The organism is Vibrio sp. (assembly GCF_038138445.1).
Classification (GTDB): Bacteria; Pseudomonadota; Gammaproteobacteria; order Enterobacterales; family Vibrionaceae; genus Vibrio.
In genome coordinates this window covers 1-11,134 of sequence record NZ_JAYQDQ010000109.1, presented here as the reverse complement: position 1 = coordinate 11,134, position 11,134 = coordinate 1, and the positions used below count along the sequence as shown (strand labels likewise).

Below are 11,134 nucleotides of genomic sequence, written 5' to 3'. Positions count from 1 at the left end.
TTTCTAACTGAGCGACTTGCTGTTGATCCATTTCCACACTAAACATCGAAGAGCCACTCAAGGTTTCAATTTCTCGTGCGCTAGCTTGCTCAAGTACCGCTTGATTAGACTGAGCAGCAGCGCGGGGAGAAACCGCCATTCGCATCGGTGAGGGGGGATTATCTTTAAACTTGACGATGTATTTTGTTGGAAGATTAGCCTGGTTAAGCTCCGCCACTTCTGCTGCTGCACTGAATGTGAAGCCTGCCATTGCCACTGTCATTGATGAAAGGAAACACATTCCTTTGGTTTTATTTGTTATGTTGTGCATATGCTCTGATCCTTTTGAGCTATTTTTATTGTTTTACTCTCCTGAGTGGTCCGTTTATGAACATATCAGGAGATTCCTAGCTATATAGGACGCTCATAAAACAACCAACACTTTATAAAATCCAAGCGTCATAAAACTCTAGGCAATCAATAAAACAACCGAATCAGTTAACACCAAAATATTCAAAATCAAAAAAATTGAGACATGAATCAACAAAAAGTGGATAATAGCAGCATTAAGTCGAGCTTTTATTCAATAAATTAGTCACTAAGTTTCTCAAAAACAAACCGAATCATAGCTCTGCTTTTGCCTAACAATGGCCATGTTTAAAACAAACTCGCTTAGAAATACCTTAATGTGGTTAAATAGAGACTAAGCGATAGCTGCCCGATAGAGACTGTCAGTGTGCAGCGTTTATATTCGATGAGGAAAGTCATTTGCTTGCTATTATTCGCCTGATTCTGGCTGCTGTATTTATTGTCTTTACGACACTATTTGCCTTGGTCTATTGCTTGTTTAGCCCAAGAAATCCAAAGCATGTGTATTTTTTCTGTCGCTGGTTTAATCAGCTACAAAGAATTGTTGGCGTAAAGCTCATTCATAGAGGGCTTGAGAATGCACCAACGCCAGAGAAAAGCGTGTATATCTCCAATCACCAAAGCATCTATGATTTTGTTACAGACCCCGGAATGTTAAGGCCAAGAACCGTCTCTCTTGGTAAAAAAGATCTGCTTTGGCTACCTTTCTTTGGCCAGCTGTATTGGATTACTGGAAATATCCTTATCAATAGAGAGAACAAGTCTCAAGCGAGAGATACCATCAAACAAGTCGCTGAGGCCATCCATCAAAGAGATTTATCGGTTTGGGTCTACCCAGAAGGAACTCGTAGTAAAGGCCGAGGTTTATTGCCGTTTAAAACAGGCGCGTTCAGAATGGCCATTGAAGCGGGCGTGCCTATTACGCCAATGTGTGTCAGCACAACGCACAATAAGATTAACCTTAACCGAAGAAACAACGGCATTGTGATTGCCGAGATGCTAGAACCTATTGATGTGTCCAATTACAAATTGGAAGATGCTCGCAAGCTGGCGCTGCATTGCCACCAGTTGATGTCAGCCAAAATAAACGAGCTGGACAAAGAAGTTGCCCAGCTCGAAGAAGAAATGTCACGTAGCAACAAAGCCGTTACTTTAAAATAAACTGATCCATCAGGGCCACCATACGGCCAATTTCAGGTTTGGTTAGGGTGTCATTGGCACCCAAAGCTAACGCTTTTTCTCGGTTATCATCACTCATTAATGACGAGAACATTACAATCGGCATTTCTTTGTAAACATCCGATTCACGCAATCTCTTCACTAAGTGCATACCATCCATACGCGGCATTTCCACATCACTGACTACCGCGTCGACGAATTCTGTCACAGGGACGTCTTCTTTCTTCGCCGCTTCCGCAAGTTCTAGCAGTTTCTCATGCGCTTCCCCGCCGTCTTTACAAGCAATAATGTTATAACCAGCAGAGCTCAGAGTATCTTGGATAAGGCTACGAATGAAGGCTGAGTCATCCACCACCATGATGGTTTTAGCATTCCGTTTGGTGATCATTTTTTGGTTGAGATCAACACTCTTATCCGTAGTAACATCGTATTTTTCCATACTCAGTTCAGGGTTGATATCAGCGATGATTTTTTCAAAGTCGAGGATCATGATGAGGTTTTGATCTTTACGCACAACGGCAACAACACAATCCTGCTCGCCGGCTTCTAGGAACTGACTGGGAGACTCAACATCGTTCCAAGAAATCCTGTGAATACGACTGATGCTGTCAATGAGAAAACCATTGGTCATACGGTTAAAGTCAGTGACAATCACAAACTTCTTGTCAATTTCCTTACTGGTTGGCACACCAAGCCAGCCTGCTAAATCGACCAGAGGAGTAAGAATATCTCGGGATGAAAATACCCCTATCATGTGCGGCTGAGCGTTTGGATAATCTGATGTCTCGGGAACTTGAATAACTTCACGTACTTTGGCTACGTTAATGCCGTAATAACAGGTTTTTTTCGAGCCATCTGGCATCTGCTTTACCAAATGAAACTCAATGATCTCGAGCTCATTTGTGCCACTTTCTGTAAGAATTGTACTGCTTGAAGTGCTCATAATGGGTTTTACTCATTCTCGGTATCAATTACATGTACGTTGGGTCATCTCAAGCCCACGTAACTACCTTCTTTGTGCTACTTCACCATTTACCCTGCAAATGAGTGAAGTAGAAGTAAACTATCTCATCTATCACTATAAATACTAGAATAATTCATCACTATCGTCGCAAGCTCCTGCCTCGCTCACACTATGAAGAGATATTCGTTTCTTCTCAAAGTATAAGCCCCGCTTGAAAAACTTTCACCAGAGACATAAATCTACTTTTTAATTAGCAAGTTAAAAACACAAGTCTGTGTATCTGTTACCTAACTCATCAAATAAAATGAAAATCAGCGCGTCATTTTCTTAACAAACACCACCACAAATAATGCCATAGTAAAGCTGCCAAGAAAGGCTTCAAAAGCCGCGATAAACCTGGCAAAACCCACTGGTGAAATATCCCCGTAACCAAGTGTTGTGAAAGTCACCACACTAAAATATATCGAGTTTAGGAACTCAAAAAAATAGAACTGCCAACCGCTAAGCTCTTCGTATATCGGGTGTGCACTTGTTGTATCGAGGAAAAAGTAGGCTAAGGCACAAACTAAAATCAAAAAGATAGAAAACCCGACCACCCTCATCGGATCTTCCCCATAACCACAAAATAAGTCAACGGTCTTGGATACCACACGCTTGGCACTTAACCTTGGCATCTGATAACGTCGAAAACGCATTTCGCGCTTAAAAAAGTCGCCAGCTATCTCAAATAGCCCCTGTGTTTCGCACTGTTTACGTATGTTACGACACACTTCTTCCGCTTCTTGATACAAAGGCTCAACTTTATCGTATTGGCGAGCCTTACGCGCCTCTCTCACTTGCTCTTCTTGCTTTATGGATCGGCCCCAATGCACATTCTCTAGCTTGGCTCTGTCTAGGTCAGCTCCCAGTAAATTGCAATTATCCAATTTAGCGCAGTGTAAGTTCGCTCCTACCATTTTGGTTTTCATCAAAGATGAGCCCCGTAAATCGAGACCGAAAAAGTGAGCATCAGTTAAGTCTGCCCGATAAAAATCTACGTCGCGGCACGAATAGCCATCTTTGTTACCTCGGTTTACCAAATTAATGTCTACTAGGTTTGTTCTTGCCAACTGAAATCCGTCTACGGGTTTACCTTCTGCAGCCCACTTTTCAACCTTGTCTTTAACGTCATCTTTGCTCTTATCGACTTTTGGATCATGCCAGTAGCATAGACCGGACTCTCCACACGGTTGATCGCAGCACCAGCCATCAGGATTTTGATAGCCGCATTGGCCTTGAGTCGATTCCATATAAACTGCCCTGTAAGCACCTCAGTAAATGCACCCCTATTGATAGTATTAATTGTAGTGGTGAGTTAGGCTCTGGCAAATGATATTTGTAAACTATCCAATAACCACTTGTTGTTTCAGCCAACTTTTAAAAAGTTGCGTATCTGATGCTTCACAGTGAGTAATAATGAAGTACCCTGCATTAGCACCAATGGTGGGTAAGGGAGCAACCAATCTTTTCTGCTCAATTTCATTAATTAACAGAGCTTTACGAGCAAGAGCAACTCCTACACCAGCCTCGGCAGCAGCCATTGCCATATCGGTTCTGTTAAAGAAATGGCCCTGACTTACGTCCAGTTCAAGTTGATGCTTTTTGGCCCAATATCGCCATTCTTGATCCTTCTGTGCCCCTTGCCAAGGCATAGCATCGTGGAGCAAAGTAACACTCTCCCACACCAATTGGGTGCCTGTATTCTGGGTTTTGCATACCTTATTGAAGTAATCTGGACTCATAACAGGAATAAGGTATTCTTGCATCAATAGTTCTGCATCACCGAGCTTGTAGGGTATTGGCCCATAATCAATTGCGATATCAAAATCACGACTACTACTATTTACCAGCGCCCCTTCGGCAAATACTTGTACCTGAATATTTGGATGAGATCTTTGAAAGTCATCCAGACGTGGCACTAGCCACTTGTAGGCGAGAGAAGGCGTAAGTTTAAGTCTGATGGGCTTGCTATTCACCTCTTTACTTAATTGCTCAATCGTTTCTTCAATGGCCATTAAATTGGGGTTAACTGAATCTAAAAGCTTACGTCCAAGATCAGTCAAACGTATACCTCGAGCATGACGTTCAAACACTTCAAAACCAAGTCGCTCCTCAACCAATTGCAACTGCTGACTCACTGCACCAGTCGTAATGTTTAGCTTGCTTGCAGCACTCGATAAACTTTGATGCTGGGCAAGAATACTCACAAGGTGAACACCACTCAATAAAGATGACTTCATACTTAGGTTTTAGTTTTTTTAAAAGGTAATGTTAATTCTTCTCGATTGTTAATCAAATGTAAATCCATCAAAGTAAAATAATATACACAAAAGGAGAAAGTAGCTGTGAAAGTCATTGTTCTAGGTAGTGGTGTGATAGGCCTAACCAGCGCATGGTATTTGCAACAATCAGGATGTGATGTGACTGTGATAGATAGGCAATCTCGCTCGGCGCAGGAAATCAGTTTTGCCAATGCAGGGCAAATTTCTTATGGCTACTCCTCTCCTTGGGCCGCACCTGGCATACCACTTAAGGCATTAAAATGGCTAATGGAAAAACACGCACCTTTGAAAATAAAACCCAGTCTTGATCCAAATTTATTCAAGTGGTCAACCAAGATGCTATCCCAATGTAACTTAGAACGATATCGCATCAATAAATCGCGCATGCTCAAAATCTCACTACATAGCAGAGAATGTTTAAAAAGGTTAAACAAAAAGTATCAAATAAACTATCAAGGGAGAAGTAAAGGTACCCTACAAATGTTCCGCTCAGAAAAACAGCTCAAGGCGGTAGAAAAAGATACTTTGTTGCTGGACGAAAGCGGCACACGTTATCAGTTATTAAACAGTGCAGAATGTCTGAAACAAGAACCTGGTCTTACTCACATGCAGGGAAAACTGGTTGGGGGATTATATCTTCCTGACGATCAAACAGGTGACTGCCACTTATTTTGCCAACAACTTCAAACACTGGCTCAAAAAGCGGGAGTGAGTTTTATATTTGATACAGAAATCCATAAGCTAAATCTGAAGGGACGACAAATCGATGATATCGAAACTTCGAAAGGCCGATTTACCGCAGACAAATTTGTCGTAGCACTAGGCAGTTACTCAAAGCATTTTTTAAAACAAATTGGTATAGATCTTCCCATCTATCCCGTAAAAGGCTATTCACTCACCTTACCTGTGATAAATGAAGCTCAAGCACCCAACTCAACCATTATGGACGAAAGCTACAAAGTAGCGGTCACTCGGTTTAATGACCGAATACGTGTCGCGGGTACGGCTGAACTTGCTGGCTTTGACTCTTCCCTCCCCAATAAACGACTCTCAACATTAAACCATGTTGTCTCTAACTTGTTTCCTCATGCTACTGATCTCTCAAGAGCTGAGTATTGGTCAGGTTTTCGGCCTATGACACCGGACGGCACGCCCATCATAGGTCGAACTCCAGTTAAAAACCTCTATACAAACACAGGACATGGTACTTTGGGATGGACAATGGCTTGTGGTTCTGCCGACATACTCACCCAAATTATTACTCAGCCATTAGCAAAACCATACGAACAACTAGATATGCATCGATATACAAATGCTATAGATGAATATTCCTATATTTAACTGACACCCAAGTGTTAATATAATATTTCAAAAATCTTAAAAATAACACTACCAATGCCTTAAACAAATTAGTCGCTCAAAACGCTGGTGCTTTGACTATCTAACTTAGTTTAAAAAATCAGCATAAAATCAATAATTAGTAACTAACAGACACCAAAGAAAGCAATACGGATCAAATAAAATATATCCTTTGTTTCCCTCAACTTCCCAACACCATACGGTTTAACGTTTGCGTCATGTTTTGTGTCTGAGTTCACGCAAACCAACTTTAGAACATAAAAAATTTAACAATAGAGTTACAAAAAGGTTAATATCCAGAGCGCAAACCACCAATCATAATAAAACAGGGAAAATACTTATGCAGTCATTAGTTGATTTTCTGAATGGAATTATCTGGAGCCCGGCATTGATTTATCTGTGCTTGGGAGCAGGGTTGTTCTACTCAATCATGACGCGATTTGTTCAAATTCGCCATTTTAGCGAGATGTGGCGATTACTTCTTTCAGGAAAAAGTTCATCTAAAGGAATTTCCTCTTTCCAAGCGCTTGCGGTTTCATTATCTGGAAGAGTCGGTACGGGGAATATCGCAGGTGTTGCCGCAGCTATTGGCTTTGGCGGACCTGGCGCAGTTTTTTGGATGTGGGTTGTTGCGTTTTTTGGCGCTGCTACGGCCTACGCTGAATCAACTCTAGCTCAAATCTATAAAGAAGAAGATAACGGCGAGTTTCGCGGTGGTCCTGCCTACTATATAGAAAAAGCCATGGGCCAAAAATGGTACGCATGGGTTTTCGCAATCGCTACTATATTCGCTTGTGGTTTTCTACTACCTGGTGTGCAATCAAACAGTATCGGTAATGCCGTTGAAGGTGCGTTTGGCTCAGGAGGTATGGTAGAAACAGCAATAGGCACCTTTAGTTTTGCTAAGATTTTCACTGGTACCGTCATCTCCGTCATTCTTGCATTCATCATTTTCGGCGGCGTGAAGCGAATTGCTAACTTTACCCAAATCGTTGTTCCTTTCATGGCACTCGCGTACATCATCACAGCGTTTGTGATCATCTTACTCAACATTGAACAGGTCCCTACTGTCTTTGCAATGATCATTGGCGATGCCTTTACTCCAATGGCTGGCGTAGGCGCTGCCATAGGTTGGGGTGTAAAACGTGGGGTGTATTCTAATGAAGCGGGTCAAGGAACAGGGCCTCACGCAGCGGCAGCAGCAAGCGTTGACCACCCTGCTCAACAAGGCTTAGTACAATCATTCTCTATCTATATTGATACTCTGCTTGTGTGCTCTGCAACTGCATTTATGATCATCATAACAGGTGCGTACAATGTACATGGCGCTGAAGGCTTCTTGGTGCAAAACGTAGCAGCCGACATCGCAGCCAATGGTCCAATGTTCACACAAATGGCGATTGAAAGTGCGCTTCCAGGTATAGGAAAGCCGTTTATTGCCGTTGCTCTATTCTTCTTCGCCTTCACAACTATTCTTGCTTATTACTACATCGCAGAAACAAATGTGGCTTATATCCGTCGTCACATCAAAGTTAATGGATTGATGTTCATGCTAAAAGTGGCACTTGTTGCTGTTGTGTTCTACGGTACAGTAAAGACAGCCAACTTAGCATGGGCAATGGGTGATGTGGGTGTTGGCCTAATGGCATGGCTTAACATCGTGGGTATCTTGATCATTTTCTTTATGTCTAAACCAGCGCTAAAAGCGTTGCATGATTATGAAGAACAACAGAAGCAAGGTGTCACCGAATACACATTCAACCCAGTCAAGCTTGGCATTAAAGGTGCTGATTATTGGGAAGATAAATACCGTCGTAAGACAGGTAAAGAGCCTACAGCAGAGGTCGAGTCTAAGCCAGTAGAGCAGCCCTCGACTTAAAAATATTATTTAAGATAAAAAGCAGTGGTTAAAAAAAGGGGTTAGCAATACGCTAACCCCTTTATATTATCTGCATAAAAGCTAAGGGCACTGAATTTCATCCCAAAACCAATTTGAGCCAAGAGGAGTGTCCCAAACTCCAGGTCCATTTTTGGCAATAAAACATTTTCCTTGATGAGTCACCTTATCACCATTGTTCACTTGGGTAACGCCTTCTTGCCAAGGTATGAATTCATCTGGACTAGGATTTGTGGGACCATCTGATAACTTTTGCCAAGGCCCGCCTAAATCTGGCCTATCTCCTTTTGTCCACCATTTTGCTTTATAGGTATTTTGCTTGTAGCTGACCTCATCGCCTGCCATATATTCCTTATTGGCGTTCCATTCATTTCCTTTGTTTGGATCAGGGTCGTCAAGCTGGTCAACAATACGAACTTCTGGCCACTGAGCATGAGACTGGTAGAAGTTAGTTACACACTTTTCGTAATCCCCATCGACAAGTGCTGAATACGCAGTTTGAAAACCCACTAAGTCACATTCAAATGAATAACCTTCGGGACGATCTGGGTAGTATTTCCAATTACCATCCCAATTGGTGTAAAGCACATCCTCTGCTCCATCCAGATTAAGGCTACCGTAAGGTGTTTGCTGCCAGCATGTATCTTTTTCATCTTGGCTAAGTGGGATCTGGTAGTGAGAAGATAAGCCTCTCCAGTACTTTATTCGATTAACTGGCTGACCTTTATCTTTATTTTGGGCACCGCACTCTATTCCTCCATTAATGATATTGATTGTGGTGCCAAAACCATAACCTATACCCGCATCAAGCTCTCGCTGAGATGGCTGCCAAGTGCCATCAATAACATGCAACATGGCAGGTTTGGGCGCTTGAGGAGTGAGGAAAAACCAGATAGCGGAAGCCAAGTTCAGCCATGAATCTGCGACTAAACCAGGGTTGTTAAGTAACACTGTCGCATCACCATCATACATGACCTCTGAAAAAGCGCCGTAGTTAAAGTGATAGGATAGTTGCTTGGCTCCTCTCCCAAAATACCCCTGCCCCACACCACACGGCCATTTTTTATTCTGCCAATCATTCTCGCCACACCCTGTGGTGTAGCCAATATCACCTTCAGACCAACCCATCTCTCGCACATGAACCAAGGCTTGCTGCCACTCTTCTAAACCAAGTGGGTTATCCGAGGTATTGTCTTTGGCAATATGTCCTCCAGTTTCCTGAGCAAAATGAGCAAATGCCGTGATGATAGAGCGCTTACAAATCGCATCAGCATCGCGATTGTCCGTATATTGACCACAAAATGCTGGAAACTTCCCTATTGCTCGTAAAAAGCGAGTATAGCTGTACTCTGGTGCTGCCATATGAGTGAGAAAGTCCCATTCCTGTCTAGGGAAGACTCGCTCTGCACGCTTAACATTACTCGGATTACTATTTAATCCCGGGCTTATAACATCAACAATCGAATTAGGCGCTGTCCTGAGGGCTTGCGACCAAACTTGGTACATAGGACTGGACGTTTTTGCTTGCTCTACCGCTTCAATATCAGAGCGTTTAATAACGTATCCCGTTGGATTTAGGGGATCAGGCTGAATATTCATTACAGCTAAACTTGGAGAGATGGCGAAGGTACATAAGGTTGCAGCTAAATAACTTGCGTTTCTCATCACACTTTTCCTTGTCATTGACGGCAAGAAAAGATTAGAGAAGGTCAAACAAATATTCATTGCACCAGCATTAAGCAAACCTTAAGTTGCGAGTGGCTTTGGAGTTATAAAGAGCAAAAACAGGCTGAGGCAATAAAAAATGCAATATGGCTTCAAAAATACTCTAGCGCTAATGAGACGAGTAAAATTAGCTCAAAGACAAGAAAGCCAGCATAAAGCTGGCTTTGAAAAACAAATGATTTGACGTTATTCCCACTCAATAGTAGCAGTGGCTTAAAGCATTGATTTATATAGTATTTAAAATCAATCCTTAACAAGTTTCTAACTATTTCCTTCGTTTGTGCGAACGAAGGGAACTACTGAAAATCAATAATATCAATGCGTTAGTGAAAAGACGATTGAAAGGTTTTCAATCACATCAACGCAATGAATGCCCATACCATTTGCCGCCACTTGGTATGTCTTTATTAACAAAACTCATAGCACCTATAACTGCTTTATCACCTATGGAGACCCCCATTTGAATAATGCTATTGGGCCCCAAAAAAACCCCACTTCCAACCCTCGTGTTATTTCTTTTAACTGGCTCGGAACCTAATGAGACACTCCAATCAACGGTGTGATGGGAGTAGATTTGAACACCAGCAGAAATGCTTACGTAATCGCCGATTTCTAAACCGCCAGATCCATCCAAAATAACATTTGGTCCAATCCAAGTGTTTTTCCCAACTTTGACATCACCAAGTATTAGAACATTGTTGTAGCAAGACGTACCTTCGCCAAAGCCGTAAAACTTCGCCGTCTCCCATCGATCTGACAACAAATCTTGTATTGAGACGTGTCGATCAAATTGATCCTTCATCGTTTGACGCAAACGTTTTAATACGTTTTTGATTTCATCTTCATTATTCATTTTTCTATTATTTTCAGTTATTTGGTGACATATTTTTATTGATAACACATCTCACATAGTCTGTCAATCTGACTTTAAATATACAATCTTTACAACATCAAACCGTGTGATTTTGACTCGTTTTGCCGCATTTCAATCAAACCAATCGTTTCTTTATCTACTCCATTAGTTTCAAAACAATTAAAACGGCGATTGAGGCTTTATAGGCTGAAGTTCAATCTGCTTCTGTAAGTAGTCGTTGCGTATGTTTCCTACATCCTTACTCTTAAATGATTGACTTCCAAAAGCATTATTGGGGGTTGCTTGTTGTGTCGCATTGGAGACTGAAGGCTGTGGTGGCTTAACTGATGGGAAGAGTTTGGCTTTAGCAATACCTTTACTTTTCTTCGCTGTCTTTTTCTTTGCCTTGTCTGTTGGCTGAAGACTTTTTCTTACCCTCAAATCAATCCTATCACTCATATCTTTAACAGCATTCGCCATCGTCTTCA

At 41.9% G+C, this 11,134-nt stretch carries 9 protein-coding genes and 1 pseudogene; 3 read left to right on the top strand and 7 right to left on the bottom strand.

Annotated elements, in window-relative coordinates; genetic code table 11:
- Positions 1-310: pseudogene (locus tag AAFM34_RS18705) on the bottom strand (peptidase S8); the annotation flags it as partial.
- A gap of 437 nt (positions 311-747) precedes the next feature.
- Between AAFM34_RS18705 and AAFM34_RS18700 the strand changes: the two are divergent.
- Positions 748-1,509 carry a 1-acylglycerol-3-phosphate O-acyltransferase gene (locus AAFM34_RS18700; RefSeq protein WP_341665464.1) on the top strand — a complete coding sequence of 254 codons (762 nt, stop codon included), beginning with the start codon at positions 748-750 and terminating at the stop codon, positions 1,507-1,509.
- Here AAFM34_RS18700 and AAFM34_RS18695 read toward each other — a convergent pair.
- The 3 genes from AAFM34_RS18695 to AAFM34_RS18685 all read right to left on the bottom strand — a co-directional run bounded on the left by AAFM34_RS18695 (position 1,496) and on the right by AAFM34_RS18685 (position 4,770).
- A complete protein-coding gene (locus AAFM34_RS18695) occupies positions 1,496-2,470 on the bottom strand; it encodes a chemotaxis protein (RefSeq protein WP_341665462.1) in 975 nt (324 codons plus the stop codon). The two genes, AAFM34_RS18700 and AAFM34_RS18695, sit on opposite strands and share 14 nt — an antisense overlap.
- Positions 2,471-2,802: 332 nt before the next feature.
- On the bottom strand, positions 2,803-3,780 hold the full coding sequence (locus tag AAFM34_RS18690) for an ion channel (protein ID WP_341665460.1): 978 nt from the start codon (positions 3,778-3,780) through the stop codon (positions 2,803-2,805).
- Between the two features lie 93 nt (positions 3,781-3,873).
- Positions 3,874-4,770, bottom strand: coding sequence for a LysR substrate-binding domain-containing protein (locus AAFM34_RS18685; RefSeq protein WP_341665458.1), 897 nt, complete (start codon positions 4,768-4,770; stop codon positions 3,874-3,876).
- A gap of 105 nt (positions 4,771-4,875) precedes the next feature.
- Between AAFM34_RS18685 and AAFM34_RS18680 the strand changes: the two genes are divergently transcribed.
- A complete protein-coding gene (locus AAFM34_RS18680; RefSeq protein WP_341665456.1) occupies positions 4,876-6,153 on the top strand; it encodes a D-amino acid dehydrogenase in 1,278 nt (425 codons plus the stop codon).
- Positions 6,154-6,511: 358 nt separating this feature from the next.
- Positions 6,512-8,050 (top strand): alanine/glycine:cation symporter family protein, encoded by a 1,539-nt coding sequence (locus AAFM34_RS18675; RefSeq protein ID WP_341665454.1) that lies wholly within the window; start codon positions 6,512-6,514, stop codon positions 8,048-8,050.
- Between the two features lie 81 nt (positions 8,051-8,131).
- Here AAFM34_RS18675 and AAFM34_RS18670 read toward each other — a convergent pair whose 3' ends face one another.
- The 3 genes from AAFM34_RS18670 to AAFM34_RS18660 form a co-directional block, all read right to left on the bottom strand.
- The gene (locus AAFM34_RS18670; RefSeq protein ID WP_341665452.1) at positions 8,132-9,733 is read right to left on the bottom strand and encodes a glycoside hydrolase family 19 protein; all 1,602 of its coding nucleotides are present in this window, start codon (positions 9,731-9,733) and stop codon (positions 8,132-8,134) included.
- A 418-nt stretch (positions 9,734-10,151) separates the two neighbouring features.
- Entirely contained in the window at positions 10,152-10,646 is a 495-nt protein-coding gene (locus AAFM34_RS18665) for an acyltransferase (RefSeq protein ID WP_341665450.1), read from the bottom strand.
- Positions 10,647-10,826: 180 nt separating this feature from the next.
- On the bottom strand, positions 10,827-11,134 hold a 308-nt coding region (locus tag AAFM34_RS18660), incomplete at its 5' end, for a hypothetical protein (protein WP_341665448.1).